This is a genomic window from Kitasatospora sp. Xyl93, assembly GCF_055383135.1.
Map to the genome: position 1 here is coordinate 7,102,749 of NZ_AP029185.1, position 14,408 is coordinate 7,117,156.

General features: G+C 73.7%; 14 protein-coding genes. 7 read left to right on the top strand and 7 right to left on the bottom strand.

The features are described 5' to 3' along the window. The first annotated feature begins 77 nt into the window (after positions 1-77). Positions 78-866 (top strand): CPBP family intramembrane glutamic endopeptidase, encoded by a 789-nt coding sequence (locus ACZ5GH_RS30810; protein ID WP_387760120.1) that lies wholly within the window; start codon positions 78-80, stop codon positions 864-866. Here the strand turns inward: ACZ5GH_RS30810 and ACZ5GH_RS30815 are convergent. The 6 genes from ACZ5GH_RS30815 to ACZ5GH_RS30840 all read right to left on the bottom strand — a co-directional run bounded on the left by ACZ5GH_RS30815 (position 844) and on the right by ACZ5GH_RS30840 (position 6,563). After that, entirely contained in the window at positions 844-1,371 is a 528-nt protein-coding gene (locus tag ACZ5GH_RS30815; RefSeq protein ID WP_464335908.1) for an HAD domain-containing protein, read from the bottom strand. The two genes, ACZ5GH_RS30810 and ACZ5GH_RS30815, sit on opposite strands and share 23 nt — an antisense overlap. A gap of 99 nt (positions 1,372-1,470) precedes the next feature. After that, positions 1,471-2,739 (bottom strand): MFS transporter, encoded by a 1,269-nt coding sequence (locus ACZ5GH_RS30820; RefSeq protein ID WP_464335909.1) that lies wholly within the window; start codon positions 2,737-2,739, stop codon positions 1,471-1,473. A 135-nt stretch (positions 2,740-2,874) separates the two neighbouring features. Beyond that, positions 2,875-3,576, bottom strand: a complete 702-nt coding sequence (locus tag ACZ5GH_RS30825; RefSeq protein ID WP_387760115.1) for a dienelactone hydrolase family protein — start codon at positions 3,574-3,576, stop codon at positions 2,875-2,877. 77 nt (positions 3,577-3,653) lie between these two features. Beyond that, positions 3,654-5,066: a sugar porter family MFS transporter gene (locus ACZ5GH_RS30830; RefSeq protein ID WP_387760113.1), complete on the bottom strand. Its 1,413-nt coding sequence runs from the start codon at positions 5,064-5,066 to the stop codon at positions 3,654-3,656. Positions 5,067-5,235: 169 nt separating this feature from the next. Further along, a complete protein-coding gene (locus ACZ5GH_RS30835; protein ID WP_387760112.1) occupies positions 5,236-5,877 on the bottom strand; it encodes an FMN-binding negative transcriptional regulator in 642 nt (213 codons plus the stop codon). 14 nt (positions 5,878-5,891) lie between these two features. Continuing rightward, complete coding sequence (locus ACZ5GH_RS30840) at positions 5,892-6,563, bottom strand: pyridoxamine 5'-phosphate oxidase family protein (RefSeq protein WP_387760110.1); 672 nt, start codon at positions 6,561-6,563, stop codon at positions 5,892-5,894. A 34-nt stretch (positions 6,564-6,597) separates the two neighbouring features. Here ACZ5GH_RS30840 and ACZ5GH_RS30845 point away from each other — a divergent pair, with 34 nt between their 5' ends. Further along, complete coding sequence (locus tag ACZ5GH_RS30845) at positions 6,598-7,935, top strand: aminotransferase class I/II-fold pyridoxal phosphate-dependent enzyme (protein WP_464335910.1); 1,338 nt, start codon at positions 6,598-6,600, stop codon at positions 7,933-7,935. A 288-nt stretch (positions 7,936-8,223) separates the two neighbouring features. After that, positions 8,224-9,426, top strand: coding sequence for a GDSL-type esterase/lipase family protein (locus ACZ5GH_RS30850; protein WP_464335911.1), 1,203 nt, complete (start codon positions 8,224-8,226; stop codon positions 9,424-9,426). A 108-nt stretch (positions 9,427-9,534) separates the two neighbouring features. On the opposite strand, the gene ACZ5GH_RS30855 is transcribed toward ACZ5GH_RS30850, so the two are convergent. Then, positions 9,535-10,893, bottom strand: a complete 1,359-nt coding sequence (locus ACZ5GH_RS30855; protein ID WP_387760106.1) for an NAD(P)/FAD-dependent oxidoreductase — start codon at positions 10,891-10,893, stop codon at positions 9,535-9,537. Positions 10,894-11,178: 285 nt separating this feature from the next. On the opposite strand from ACZ5GH_RS30855, the gene ACZ5GH_RS30860 reads away from it, so the two are divergent. The 4 genes from ACZ5GH_RS30860 to purB all read left to right on the top strand — a co-directional run bounded on the left by ACZ5GH_RS30860 (position 11,179) and on the right by purB (position 14,390). Further along, positions 11,179-11,934, top strand: coding sequence for a HipA family kinase (locus tag ACZ5GH_RS30860; protein WP_387760105.1), 756 nt, complete (start codon positions 11,179-11,181; stop codon positions 11,932-11,934). Beyond that, the gene (locus ACZ5GH_RS30865; protein WP_387760103.1) at positions 11,931-12,347 is read left to right on the top strand and encodes a DUF3037 domain-containing protein; all 417 of its coding nucleotides are present in this window, start codon (positions 11,931-11,933) and stop codon (positions 12,345-12,347) included. The genes ACZ5GH_RS30860 and ACZ5GH_RS30865 overlap by 4 nt, the downstream gene beginning before the upstream one ends. An 84-nt stretch (positions 12,348-12,431) precedes the next feature. Beyond that, entirely contained in the window at positions 12,432-12,887 is a 456-nt protein-coding gene (locus ACZ5GH_RS30870) for a MarR family winged helix-turn-helix transcriptional regulator (RefSeq protein WP_387760102.1), read from the top strand. Between the two features lie 63 nt (positions 12,888-12,950). Next, on the top strand, positions 12,951-14,390 hold the full coding sequence (purB, locus tag ACZ5GH_RS30875) for an adenylosuccinate lyase (protein WP_387760100.1): 1,440 nt from the start codon (positions 12,951-12,953) through the stop codon (positions 14,388-14,390). The last annotated feature ends 18 nt before the right edge of the window (positions 14,391-14,408 follow it).

A 14,408-nucleotide genomic window follows, 5' to 3' on the forward strand; every position in this document is an offset into this window, starting at 1 on the left:
GTCCGGCGGCTGTGTCAGGATGATCGCTCCGGCGGTCGGCCGACGGCCGGAGCGACCGCCCGTCCGCTGGAGCCCCCGTGACCACCGTCCCGACCGCGCCGGAGACCGCGAAGCCCACCCGTCGGCTGTTCGGCGTGGAGCTGCTGATCGTCCTCGGCCTCTCCCTCGGGGCCAGCGGGATCAGTGCGCTGATCAGCTTCGCCGGCTCGCTCACCGAACCGCTCAAGCTCGGCCAGCAGGTCGCCACGCTGAACGGCTCGCGGGCGCCCGGGCGGCCCTGGCTGGACCTGGTGTGGCAGCTGTACTACGTCGGGCGCGGGCTGATGCCGGTGGTGCTGGTCGGCTACCTGCTGGTGCGCGAGGGGGTCGCGCTGCGGGTGCTGGGCTTCGACCTCGGGCAGAAGCTGCGGGACCTGGGGCGGGGCGCCGCCGTCGCGGCCGCGATCGGCGGGTCGGGGCTGGCGCTCTACCTGGCCTCGCAGGCGGCCGGGTACAACCTGACGGTGGCGCCGTCCGGGCTGCCGGACGTGTGGTGGCGGGTGCCGGTGCTGGTGCTGTCGGCCTGGCAGAACGCGATCCTGGAGGAGGTCGTCGTCCTCGGCTACCTGCTGCGCAGGGCCGGGCAGTTGGGGTGGTCCTGGCCGGCGGCGGTGGTGGCGAGTTCGGTGCTGCGCGGCTCGTACCACCTGTACCAGGGGGTCGGCGGGATGGTCGGCAACATGGTGATGGGCGCGGTGTTCTGCCTGCTGTACCGGCGCTGGGGGCGGGTGATGCCGCTGGTGGCGGCGCACGCGCTGATCGACACGGTGGCCTTCGTCGGGTACGCGCTGCTGGCCGGGCACGTCAGCTGGCTGCCGACCCCCTGAGCGCCTGCGCCCGGCCGTGCGGCGGCCGGGCGAGCAGCCGGTCGACGTGCCGGCGCTCCAGGCCCTGGCCGGGGTCGACGGGCAGCAGCAGGCGGTCCTGGCGCCAGTGGGAGCGGCGGACCAGCCGCGGCGGGATGACGTCGTCCACCCAGGCGAACGGCCGGCTCCCGGCGTAGCGCAGCAGCGGCGCCCACTTGGCGGCAGAGAACAGCTCCATCAGGGGGACGCGCGGGTCGCCGGGCTGCGGGACGTAGCCGGTGAAGGTGACCACCGGGAGCGGGTCCAGTCCGATCGCCGGGGCGATGTGGGTGTTGGCGTGCTCCTCCCAGGTCGTGGCCCAGACCAGGTCGTACGTTCCGGTGAGTTCGCGCAGCCAGGCGCCGTGCCGGGCGGACAGCAGGACGGTGTAGCCGAACAGGGTGTGGGCGTCGAACCCGGCGTCCGGGTGCGGGCAGACCGGGTTCAGGACGCCGTCGACGTCCAGGAACAGCAGTGGCTTCGGCACCGGTGGGCCCCCAGGGACGGTGGTGTTTCCTGACTGGTCGGACGCCCCGCGCGTACCTCCGGTTGCCCACGGGCGGGCGCACGCGGGGCGCGCGGGCGCTCAGGGGGCGGGCGCGGGCTCGTCGACGCGCACCGGTGCGTCCGCCGTGCTCCGACGGCTCAGCCGACGCACCTGCGGGTCCAGCAGGACGACCGCGCTGAGCACCAGGCAGGCGACGGCGCAGGCCCAGAGCGCGCCGGCCAGCCCGAGCGCCACGGCGGCGGGGCCGGCCAGCGCGGTGCCGACCGGGGCGAGCGAGTAGGAGCCGAGCTCGTCGTACGCGGTGACCCGGGAGAACATCTCCTCGGGTATCTCCTGCTGGAGCGCGACCATCCAGTTGACGCTGAAGACGGTGACGCCGACGCCGGACAGGAACATCGCTGCGACCAGCAGCGGCAGCGGCACCTCGGCGGCGAGGGCGAGGGCGGGCACGCCGAACAGGAAGACCCCCCAGTTGCCGACCAGCAGGATCCGGCGGGGCCGCCAGCGCGTCATCAGCAGGCCGGCGGCCACCAGGCCGACACCGTAGGCGGACATCGCCAGACCCCAGGCGCCCGCCCCGCCGAGCCGCTCCTTGGCGGCCGTCGGCCCGTACACCGACTCGACCGCGTTGACGCAGGCGACCAGGACGGAGAACTGGAGCACGATCACCCAGAGCCAGCGGCGGGAGGCGAACTCCCGCCAGCCCTCGCGAAGGTCGCGCAGCATGCTGGAGCCGGAGGGGGCGGGGGCCTTCTCCGGCTCCAGGAAGAAGCGGAGGGCGGCGGCGGCCAGGAAGCACAGGGCGTCCAGGGCGAGCACCCAGCCGGGGCCGACGGCGGCGGTGAGCGCGCCGCCGAGGGCGGCGCCGCCGATCTGGGAGGCGTTGAGACCCATCCGGAAGACCGCGAAGGCGCGGGCGGCGTGCTCCTGGGGGACGGCCTGCATGATCATGCCGCCGGAGGCGGGGGAGTAGAGGGCGTAGCCGGCCCCGCCGGCCGCGGAGAGGGCCAGCATCTGCCAGAGCCGGACGTCCCCGGTCAGCACCAGGGCGGCCAGGACGGCCTGGGAGACGCCGCTGAACACGTTGGCGGCGACCATGATCAGGTGGCGCGGCAGCCGGTCGGCGAGGGTGCCGCCCACGATCATGAGCAGCACGGTGGGGACCAGCCGGGCGGCGGTGACGTAGCCGACCTCGGTGGTGCTGCCGCCGGTGCCGAGCACGGCGAAGGCGGTCGCGATGGGGGCTCCGGCGTTGCCGAGGCCGCTGATCACGGTGGCGGCGGTCTGGATGCGGAAGTTGCGGCTCGCCCAGGCGAAGCGGCGTGGGGGCGGGGGTGGGGTCGGCACCCGGCGACTATGCCGTGGGGCCGTACGGGTGTCCATCCGCTTTTCCCACCGGGACGCCCGGAGGGTGGGGTTTCAGCCGGGGTGGCGCCGGCGTGGGCGGAGGTGGCCCGGGAGCCGGGCGGGGCGGCGCCGGAGTCAGCCGAGGTGGCCCCAGAGGAAGGTGAGGGTCCGGCGCCAGGCGATCCGGGCCTGGAGCGGGTCGTAGGTGCCGAGCAGGTTCTCGTCGTTCATGAAGGCGTGCCCGGCCGGGTAGAAGTGGACCTCCGGGCGGACATCGGTGGCCTCGCCGATCCGGATCGCCGCCTCGTCCACCGCGTCCATCGGGATCGAGCCGTCCAACTCGCCGAAGTGGCCCAGCACGTGGGCGGTCAGGCCGCGGTAGTCGAAGTCCGGGTCGGGTGGCAGGCCGTAGAACGGGACCACGGCGGCCACCTTGTCGCCGGCCCGGGCGGCCAGCAGCAGGGCGAAGCCGCCGCCCATGCAGAAGCCGACCGCGCCGACCGCGTCGCCGACCACGCCGTCCAGTGCGAGCAGGTGGTCGACCGCCCCGGCCAGGTCCTCCACCGCCCGGTCGACCGGGAGGTCGCGCTCGAAGCGGGCCGCCTCGGCGCCGTCGTGGGTGGTGGCGCCGCCGAACAGGTCGGGGGCCAGGACGGTGAAGCCCTCGGCGGCGAAGCGGTCGGCCACGTCGGCGATGTGCGAGGTGAGGCCCCACCACTCCTGGACCACCACCAGGCCCGGCCCGACGCCCTGCGGCGGGCGGGCCAGGTAGCCGTGCGCGGTGCGGCCGTTGCTCGGGAAGGTGACGTTCTGCCGGGAGCCGCCCTGTTCAGGCATGGCTTCCTCTCGGTGGTTCGGGCCGGGTACGGCGGGGGATCGGTGGGGCGGGCCCCGGGGGTGCTGCGCCGGGGGTGCTAGCCCATCTCCTCCAGGGCACGGCCCTTGGTCTCCTTGATGCAGAAGGCCACGAACGGGATGGAGAGCAGCGCGAAGGCCGCGTAGATGACGTACGTCGCGGACAGGTTCCAGTCGGCGAGGTCCGGGAAGCTGACGGTGATCGCCCAGTTGGCGATCCACTGCGCCGAGGCGGCGACGGACAGCGCCAGGGCGCGGATCCGGTTGGGGAACATCTCGCCGAGCAGCACCCAGACCACCACGCCCCAGGAGAACGCGAAGCAGAGCACGAAGACGTGCGCGGCGACCAGGGCGACGGTGGCGTGGGTGTCGTCCAGGGTCGCGGTGTCGCCGGTGCCGTGCCGGTAGGAGAACGCCCAGGCGGCGGTGCCCAGCGCGGCCGCCATGCCGATCGAGCCGGCCAGGGCGAGCGGCTTGCGCCCGATCCGGTCCACCAGGGCCATCGCGATCACCGTGCCGATCACGTTGATGATCGAGGTGGAGAGGCTGATCAGCAGCGAGTTGGACTCGTTGATGCCGACCGACTGCCACAGGAAGGACGAGTAGTAGAAGATCACGTTGATGCCGACGAACTGCTGGAACACCGAGGCGCCGATGCCGACCCAGACGATCGGCAGCAGGCCGAAGCGGCCGCCGAGCAGGTCGCCGAGCCGGGGCTTGCGGGCGGACTCCAGCACCGCGCGGATCTCCGCCACCCGGGCGTCCAGGTCGACCCCCTCGCCCTCGACCTCGACCAGCACCTTGCGAGCCTGCGCCTCGCGGTGGTCGGCGATCAGGAAGCGCGGCGACTCCGGGATGGCGAGCGCCATCAACCCGTAGACCAAGGCCGGGATGGCCTCGACGCCGAGCATCCACTGCCAGGCCTGGACGCCGCCGAGGTGGTTGGTGGACTCGCCGCCGGCGGCCTGGTTGAGCGCCCAGTTGGCGAGCTGGGAGACGGTGATGCCGAGCACGATCGCCATCTGCTGGAAGGAAGCGAGCCGGCCGCGGTACGCCGTCGGGGCGACCTCGGCGATGTAGGTCGGCGCGATCACCGAGGCGATGCCGATCGCGACGCCGCCGACCACGCGCCAGGTGGCGAGAACCTCGATGTTCGGCGGGAACATCGAGCCGATGCCGCTGGCCGCGAACAGTGCGGCGGCCAGCAGCATCGTGCGCACCCGGCCGAGGTGGTCGGCGAGCCGGCCGGCCATCACCGCGCCGGCCGCCGAACCCAGCAGCGCGATCGCCACCACGAAGGCGGTCGTGCCGTGGCCCACCGCGAAGTGCTTCTGGATGCCCGTCACGGCGCCGTTGATCACCGCGCTGTCGTAGCCGAACAGGAAACCGCCCATGGCGGCGGCCGCCGAGATGAACACCACGTGACCGAGGTGGGACTCGCCGGCCGCCGGTTGGCTGTTGACTGAGGACACGCGCGCTCCCGGGGTGGACGGGCCCGCTCTGACGCCGAGTGGGCAGGGCTCGTCTCACATTCGAGCAGCGCCGCCGCCGACCTGCCCGAGTTGGCGGCCGATCGGGTGATCCGGGGTCAGCCGGTGGTGCGCGACCGCTCGGTGCGCGGCCAGGGTGTGGCAGACACGCCTAGGCGGTGCGCCGTCGGTGACGGCGGAGCAACTGGGTACGGGCCGCGGCGTACTGGTCGCGGCCGCGCCCGCTGCCGTCGGCCCGCTCGGCGAGCCGGTCGGCGATCGCGTACTGCGCCTCGGCGGGCTTCTTGTCGTCGTACTTGAACTTGGCCCGCACCTCGTTCACCGTCAACCGGAGCGCGCGCAGCCCGGGCAGCTGCCGGGCCAGCTCGCCCTCGCCGGGCACCACCCGGACCTCCGGCGTCTCGGGCTGGAAGTGCGCCAGCTGACGGTTGAGGATCTCCGCCTTGCCGGCCGCCGACTCCACCACCTCGGCGGTGCAGTGGAAGTGGACCGAGGCGTAGTAGCTGGTGGGCGTGCCCGGGGCGCCGCGCCAGTGGCCCGGGGCGAAGGCATAGCCGTCGGTGACCGCGAGGGTGACCTGCGGATCGGCCCGGACGGCGGCGAGCAGCGGGTTGGGCGCGGCGAGGTGGAGCAGGACCTCGCCGCGGTCGACGTCCAGCAGGAAGTGGGTGGGGACGAGCACCGGCCCCTCCCCGGGGCGGCCGTTGGCGGCGAGCAGGCCGAAGTCCCGCCCCTCGGCCAGCCAGGCGCGCCACTCGGCCTCGTCGCCGCGGTCCCAGGATCGGATCAGCACGGGTGGGCCTCCCGTCAGCGGGGGTAGCCGCGCAGGTGCGCGGGGAGCGGGACGGTGGTGCCGGGGTGCGGCTCGGGGGTGCCGTGCACGGTGGTGACCGGGATCAGGCCGGACCAGTGCGGCAGGCCGACGTCCTCCGGATCGTCGTCGGCGCCGTCCTCGCGGGTCTTGGCCGAGACCTCGTCCAGCTCCAGCCGGATGACGGCGGTGGCGGCGAGCTCCTTGGCGTTGGCCGGACGGACCTCGGCGGAGCGCCCCGGCACCGCGTGGTCGACCAGCGCGGCGAGCGCGACGTCCAGCTCCTCGGGGTCGGTGACCTGGTACGCCGTGCCGTGGGCGACCACCGAGCGGAAGTTCACCGAGTGGTTGAACGCGGACTTGGTCAGCACCAGCGCGTCGACCTGGGTGACGGTGACACAGACCGGCATGCCCTGCTCGCCGGCGGCGTTGCGCAGCGGGCGGCTGCCGGTGGAACCGTGGACGTAGAGCCGGCTGCCGACCCGGGCGTAGATCGTCGGCAGGACCACGGGGGCGCCGTCGACGACGAAGCCGAGGTGGCAGATGTAGGCGCTGTCGAGGATGGCGTGGATCGCCTCCTGCTCCCAGGTGGCCCGGTCCCGGTAGCGGGTGGGGGTGGTCCTGGGTGTGCGGGAGTAGCTGGGCGAGCCTTCCGGGTTGGCTGACATGACATCCTCTATGTACTAGTGCATAATTTGCTTTGTGCTAGGAGACTATCCGCTGAAAGGGCGACGCGCCAGCGAAATCGCCGCCCACATCGAACAGGGCGTGAGCAGCGGACGGCTCGCCCCCGGAACCGCGCTGCCCCCGCTGCGCGACCTCGCCGCCGAACTGGGCGTCAACCCCAACACCGTCGCCGCCGCCTACCGGCTGCTGCGCGACCGCGGGGTGATCGAGACCGCCGGGCGCAAGGGCAGCCGCATCCTGCCCAGGCCCGCCCTCACCCCCCGCGACCAGATCCGCATCCCCGTCCCGCCGCACGCCCGCGACCTCTCCACCGGCAACCCCGACCCGGCCCTGCTGCCCGACCTCACCCCGGCGCTGGCGGCCGCCGCCGAGGCCGCGCGCACCGACCCGGTGCTGTACGGGCACGCCGCCGTCGACCCGCTGCTGCTCGCGCTCGCCCGCGCCTCCTTCGAGGCCGACGGGCTGCCCGGCGGCCCGATCGCCGTCGCCTCCGGCTCGCTGGACACCATCGAACGGATCCTCGGCGCCCGGCTGCGCCCCGGCGACGCGGTGGCCGTCGAGGACCCGGGCTGGGGCAGCCTGCTCGACCTGCTGCCGGCGCTGGGGCTGCGGCAGGTGCCCGTCCGGCTGGACGACGAGGGCCCGCTGCCGGACGCGCTGGCCGAGGCGCTGACCGAGGGCGTCCGCGCCGTGGTGGTCACCAGTCGGGCGCAGAATCCGACCGGGGCGGCGCTCACCGCGCGGCGGGCCGAGGCGCTGAAGGCCGTCCTGGCCGAGCACCCCGGGGTACTGCTGGTCGAGGACGACCACGGGCACGGCATGGTCGACCAGCCCTACCACTCGCTCGTCGGCGCCGAGACCCGGCACTGGGCGGTGGTGCGCTCGGCGGCCAAGGCGTACGGGCCCGACCTGCGGGTCTCGGTGGCGGTCGGCGACGAGGAGACGATCGGGCGGGTGGCCGGCCGGCTACGGCTGGGCGCCGGCTGGGTCAGCCACCTGCTGCAGCGCACCGTCGCGGAGCTGTGGCGCGGCGACGCCGCGCCGGCGGACCGGGTGGCCGCCGCGTACCGGGCCCGGCGGGACGCGCTGCTGGGCGAGCTGGCGGCCCGGGGGATCGCCGCGCACGGGCGGAGCGGACTGAACGTCTGGGTGCCGGTGCCGGACGAGACCTCGGTGCTGGCGGCGCTGGTGCAGCGCGGCTGGGTCGCGGCGCCCGGCGCGCGGTACCGGATCCAGTCGCCGCCCGGGCTGCGGTTCACCACGGCGCGGCTGGAGGCGGCGCAGGCGCGGGACCTGGCGGAGGACCTGGCGACGGTGCTGGGGACGGGTGGGGGTGGATCGCGGCTGGTGTGAGCCCCCGGGCCCCGGGGTCTGGGGGCTCGGGCCCGGGGCCTCGCGGCTCGGGGCCTGTGGGGTGGGTGGGGCAGGTGTTGCGGGTGTGAACCGCGGGCGGCATCCGGTCGTCGGCCGCGGGCTTGGTCTGAACCCGGCGGTAACAAAAGCGGAAACCTCCTGCAGCTACCTAGCGGTAACCGGCGCGGGCATGTCATCTTCATCGCGCCACCGGCCGGCGGCCCACCCTCACCCAGGCGTCCTCCCGTTCCCCATGCCGCGGGAAGACCGAGCCGCAGGAGTTCCGCAGTGCCCGAGAACTGTTCGAACAACACCCGCAGCGCCCCTCGACCCGCCCGACGGCTGCTCACCGCAGCGCTCGCCCTCCCGCTCGCCGTCGCGGGCCTGGCCGCCGCCTCGCCGGCCTCCGCCGCCCCGTCCGCGACGGCCGCCGTGCCGTCCGGGCCCACCGCCAGCGTCACGCTCGGCGACAGCTACATCTCCGGCGAGGCCGGCCGCTGGAAGGGCAACTCGGCGGGTACCAGCGGCAGCCGCAACGGCACCGACCGCGCCTGGACCGGCAGTTCGTACGACCCCTCGCGGATCTACGGCGCCACCGCCACGAGCGGGTGCGACCGCTCGGACGTCGCCGAGGTGCTCAGCGCCTCCACCGGCGCCCAGAACGAGATCAACCTGGCCTGCTCCGGCGCCGTCACCGCGAACGTCTTCCGCGCCTCCAACGGCGGCCAGTCGTACAAGGGCGAGGCCCCGCAGGCCGACCAACTCGCCGCCGTGGCGCGGCAGAACAACGTCAAGCTGATCACCCTGTCGATCGGCGGCAACGACCTGGGCTTCGCCGACGTCATCTCCACCTGCGTGCAGGACTACCTGATCTGGTACTCGTACTGCCACGGCTCCGCGCAGTCCCAGATCGACGCCAAGATGCCCGCGGCGATGGCCGGGGTCGGCAAGGCGATCGACGAGGTCCGCGCGGTGATGGCCGACGCCGGCTACGCGCAGTCGGACTACCGCCTGGTGCTGCAGTCCTACCCGTCGCCGATCCCGCGCAGCGCCGAGATGCGCTACCCGGAGAGCGGCTGGACCCGCTCCGACACCGGCGGCTGCCCGTTCTGGGACGGGGACGCCGACTGGGCGCGCGACTCGATGGTGCCGCAGATCTCCCGGTCGCTGGCGGGCGTCGCCGCCGCCAAGGGCGCGCAGTTCCTGGACCTGTCGGACATGCTGCAGGGCCGCGAGGTCTGCTCGACGGCCACCAGGCAGCCGACCGCGACCTCGGGCCCGTCCGCGACCACCAGCGAGTGGGCGCGCTTCCTGGACGGCGGGCTCAACTCCACGCAGGGCGTGCTGCAGGAGTCGATGCACCCCAACTACTACGGCCAGCAGGCGGTCGGGCGCTGCCTGACGCTGCTGTGGGCGCGTCCGAGCGGTGACTACGCGTGCCGCAACACGGCCGGGCAGGACGCGAGCGGGATGTACCTGACCGCACGGTGACCGCACGGTCCGGCGCCTCCGCGGCTCCGGCCGCGGGGGCGCCGTTCGGCTCGCCGTCCTGCCTCCGCTCCGTGTTCCGGTCGGCGCGCGGTGCTCGGCGCTCGGAGCTCAGCCCTTCGCGAGCAGCGACTGGGCGTGCGCGCGTACCTGATCCTTCGTCAAGTACGCGTCGGTGTACTCGAAGTCCTGCAGCCGGGCGGGCTGGCGGGCGAGGAAGCCGGTGCGGACGAAGTCGTCGCCGGCGGTCGCGTTGAGCAGCCAGTTGGCGCCCACCCGGAACTTGGCCGCGTTGGTGCGCATCGCCATCAGGTGGTAGCCGCGCGCCACCACCTGGGCGGGCACCCCGCGCAGCTCCACGCCGAGCGGCTTGGACACCGCGTCCTTGCCGCCGAGGTCGACCACCAGGCCCAAGTCCTTGTGGTAGTAAGGCTCCAGGGGCTGGTTGTGGAGCGAGGCGATCACGTTGTTCGCGACCGCGCGGCCCTGGCGGGCGGAGTGCTGGGCGGTCGGCGGGCAGACCGCGCCGTCACCCTTGGCGAGGTCGGGGACGGCGGCGGCGTCGCCGATCGCGAACACGCCCTCGAACTGCGGCACCCGCATCTCCGCCGTCACGGCCAGCCGGCCGCGGACCGTCTCGGCGTCCAGGGTGCCGATCAGCGGGCTCGCGGCCACCCCGGCGGTCCAGATCAGGGTGCGGCAGGGGAGCACCCGGCCGTCGGTGAACTTGACGGTCTCGGCGCCGACTTCGGCCACCGAGACGCCCAGCGACACCTCGATGCCGCGGTCGCGCAGCACCTCCAGGGCGGCCTCGCCGAGCGGGTCGCCGAGCTCCGGCATCAGCTTCGGGGCGATGTCGATCAGGTGCCACTTGATCTGCCGGGCGTCCAGGCGCGGGTAGCGGTGGGCGGCTGCGGTGGTCAGCCGCTGGAGGCAGGCAGCGGTCTCGGTGCCCGCGTAGCCGCCGCCGACCACCACGAACTGGAGCCGGGACTCGCGCTCCTTCTGGTCCACGGTGGCGGAGGCGAGGTCGAGTTGGGCGATCACGTGGTCGCGGACGTAGGCGGCCTCGGCGAGCGTCTTCATGCCGCGGGCGTAGTCGGTGAGGCCGGGGATGTCGAAGGTGCGGGTGACGCTGCCCGGGGCGAGCACCAGGACGTCGTACCGCTGCGCGACCACCTCGTCGGTGATCTTGCGGACGACGCACACCTTGGACGCCGGGTCCACGCCGATGGCGCCGCCGGGGACGATGTGGGTGCGGCGCAGCGAGCGGCGCAGGGAGACGGCCACGGACTGCGGGGTGAGCACGCCGGCCGCGACGTGGGGGAGGAGGGGGAGGTAGAGCTGGTAGCTGAACGGCGTGACCAGCGAGATCTCGGCCTCCGACGGTGACAGCTTTCGTTCGAGGCGGCGGGCGCACTCCAGGCCGGCGAAGCCACCGCCCACGATCAGGATCCGAGGTCGTTCCATCGCTCATCCCTTTGCCGTGAAGGTCCCCATTACTGTCCGCCACACTCGCACGGAGCAGCGGGGGCTGCCACCGGGGCGGGGCCGTGGGGGTGGGGGAGGACGGGAGTGTGGTGGGAGGTCGGAGTGACGGGCGTTGCCACTGGGGCGTAACGACATGGGCGGGGCCATGGAGGTGTGGCGGATGTGAGTGCGGAGGTGGGGAGTGGGGTGGGGGAGCCGGGTTGTGCCGGGGTGGCGGTGGGAGGAAGGAGAGGAAGCGGCGGGGACACCGATAAGCTGTCGGCCGTGCTACCCGAGGTGACGGCGATCCGGTACGTGACGCCACTGCGAGAAGGCGGCTCGATGCCGGGCCTGGTCGAGGCCGACGATCGGCGGCTGTACGCGCTGAAATGGGTCGGTGCGGCGCAGGGCCGCAAGGCGCTGGTCGCGGAGGTGCTGGCCGGGGAGCTCGGCCGGCGGCTCGGGCTGCCGGTGCCGGAGCTGGTGACGATCGACCTGGACCCGGTGCTCGCGCGCAGCGAGCCGGACCACCAGGTCCAGGACCAGATGCGGGCCAGCGGCGGGACCAACCTGGGGATGGCCTTCGTCAGCGGGGCGCTCAACTTCGACCCGCTCTGCTTCGAGGTGGACCCGGAGCTCGCCGGGCAGGTGCTCTGGTTCGACGCGCTGATCGGGAACGTCGACCGCTCCTGGCGCAATCCGAACCTGCTGGTGGCGACCGGCGGGCTGCGGCTGATCGACCACGGCGCGAGCCTGATCTTCCACCACAACTGGTCGGGTGCCGCCTCCTGGATCCGCCGTCCGTACGACGCCTCCGACCACGCGCTGCTGGGGGCCCGGCCGGACCTGGCGGCGGCCGACAAGGCGCTAGCGCCGCTCGCCGAGGCGGCGATCGAGGGCGCGGTGGCGCAGATCCCCGAGGTCTGGCTGGTGGACGAGTTCGGCTTCGACTCGCCCGACGAGGTGCGTGCCGCGTACCGCGCCCAGCTGACCGAGCGACTGGCCGGTCCGCGCGACTGGCTGCCGGAGGTGTCCGCATGACCGGGTCCGTGCCGTCCTCGCTGCCGGCCACCGTCGAGCTGCACGACTACGAGTACGCCGTGATCCGCGCGGTGCCGAGGGTCGAGCGCGGCGAGTGCGTCAACGTCGGGGTGCTGCTGTACTGCCGGCAGAGTTCGCACCTCGCCGCCCGCACCCACCTGGACCAGGCCCGGCTGCTGGCGCTGGACCCGGTGGCGGACGTGCAGGGCGTGCGGCGGGCGCTGCACGGGATCGAGGCGGTCTGCCACGGCGGCCCGCAGGCCGGTCCGGCGGCGGGGGACAGCCCCGGGCAGCGGTTCCGCTGGCTGACCGCGCCGCGCAGCGCGATCGTCCAGCCGGGGCCGGTGCACACCGGGCTGACCGCGGACCCGGACACGGAGCTGCGGCGGCTGTTCGACCAACTGGTGCTCTGACTCCGGGCGGCCGCGGAACGGCTCGCCGACGGTTGCCGTGGTCAAATCTTGAGTTGCTGAAGCACCTGGCCGTACCCTGGCCCCATGGGTTCGACAGCGACGACGACCGTACCGACCAACGCCGAGTTGATGGAGGCGTTGGCCGCCGTCGGCGCCGCGTACTTCCAGGACTTCGCGGCGGCCGCGGCCCGGCACGGGCTCTCCTCCTCGCAGGCCAAGGCGCTGGGCGCGGTGCAGGAGCCGGTGCCGATGCGGGCGCTGGCCGGGCGGCTGGGCTGCGACGCGTCGAACGTCACCGGGATCGTGGACCGGTTGGAGACGCTGGGCCTGGCCAACCGGGAGGCCGCGGCCGGTGACCGCCGGGTGAAGATCGTGGTGATCACGGCCGAGGGCCGGGAGATCCTGAACCTGATCCGCGGCGAGATGGCCAGGACCCACCAGGCCTTCGAGGCGATGACCGACGAGCAGCGGATCGCCCTGCACTCGATCTGCGCCCAGGTGCTGCCGGTGCTGGCCGGCCGTACGGGCGGCGCGCAGTAGCGCCAGGGCTCTACGGGCGTAGCGTCCTGGCGGCTGCGAGGGGCGTGACCTCGGCTGTTAGGCTTGCGAAGCGTGAGCGCGAAGCCCCAGATCCCCAATGTCCTGGCCTCCCGGTACGCCTCGGCGACCCTGGCCCAGCTGTGGTCCCCCGAGCACAAGGTGGTCCTCGAGCGCCACCTGTGGCTCGCCGTCCTGAAGGCCCAGCAGGACCTCGGCGTCGAGGTGCCGGCGAACGCCGTCGCCGACTACGAGCGGGTGATCGACCAGGTCGACCTCGGCTCGATCGCCGCCCGTGAGCGGGTCACCCGCCACGACGTGAAGGCCCGCATCGAGGAGTTCAGCGACCTCGCCGGGCACGAGCAGATCCACAAGGGCATGACCTCCCGGGACCTGACCGAGAACGTCGAGCAGCTCCAGATCCGCCAGTCGCTGGAGCACGTGCGCGACCGTACGGTGGCCGTGCTGGTGCGCCTGGCCAAGCTGGCCGCCCAGCACTCCGAGCTGGTCATGGCCGGTCGCTCGCACAACGTGGCCGCGCAGGCCACCACCCTGGGCAAGCGGTTCGCGTCGATCGCCGACGAGCTGCTGGTCGCCTTCCGCCGGCTGGAGGAGCTGATCGCCCGCTACCCGCTGCGCGGGATCAAGGGCCCGGTCGGCACCGCCCAGGACATGCTGGACCTGCTCGGCGGCGACACCGGGAAGCTGGCCGAGCTGGAGCGCCGGGTCGCCGGTCACCTCGGCTTCGACCACGTGCTGACCAGCGTCGGCCAGGTCTACCCGCGCTCGCTGGACTTCGAGGTGCTCACCGCCCTCGTCCAGCTGGCCGCCGCGCCGTCCAGCCTGGCCAAGACCATCCGGCTGATGGCCGGCCACGAGCTGGTCACGGAGGGCTTCAAGGAGGGCCAGGTCGGCTCCTCCGCGATGCCCCACAAGATGAACACCCGCTCCTGCGAGCGCGTCAACGGCCTGGCCGTCATCCTGCGCGGCTACGCCTCGATGACCGGCGAGCTGGCCGGCGACCAGTGGAACGAGGGCGACGTCTCCTGCTCGGTGGTGCGCCGGGTCGCGCTGCCGGACGCCTTCTTCGCCTTCGACGGCCTGCTGGAGACCTTCCTGACCGTCCTCGACGAGTTCGGCGCCTTCCCCGCCGTGGTCGAGGCCGAGCTGGACCGCTACCTGCCGTTCCTCGCCACCACCAAGGTGCTGATGGGCGCGGTGCGCGCGGGCGTCGGCCGGGAGACCGGGCACGAGGTCATCAAGGAGCACGCCGTCGCCTCCGCGCTGGCGATGCGCGCGGGTGCCCGGGAGAACGAGCTGCTGGACCGGCTGGCCGCCGACGAGCGGATCCCGCTGGACCGGGCCGCGCTGGACGCGCTGCTGGCCGACCGGCTGTCCTTCACCGGCGCGGCCGGCGCCCAGGTCGCCGAGGTGGTCCGCCAGGTGGAGGCCGTCGCGGCCGCCCACCCGGAGGCCGCCAAGTACGCGCCGGGCGACATCCTCTGACCGGACAGCACATCCTGA

Excerpts from the sequence above, each read along its gene's own strand:
- ACZ5GH_RS30825 (WP_387760115.1), bottom strand. The coding sequence starts at position 3,576 with ATGCCTGAACAGGGCGGCTCCCGGCAGAACGTCACCTTCCCGAGCAAC.
- ACZ5GH_RS30840 (WP_387760110.1), bottom strand. The coding sequence starts at position 6,563 with ATGTCAGCCAACCCGGAAGGCTCGCCCAGCTACTCCCGCACACCCAGG.
- ACZ5GH_RS30855 (WP_387760106.1), bottom strand. The coding sequence starts at position 10,893 with ATGGAACGACCTCGGATCCTGATCGTGGGCGGTGGCTTCGCCGGCCTG.
- ACZ5GH_RS30865 (WP_387760103.1), top strand. The coding sequence starts at position 11,931 with ATGACCGGGTCCGTGCCGTCCTCGCTGCCGGCCACCGTCGAGCTGCAC.
- ACZ5GH_RS30870 (WP_387760102.1), top strand. The coding sequence starts at position 12,432 with ATGGGTTCGACAGCGACGACGACCGTACCGACCAACGCCGAGTTGATG.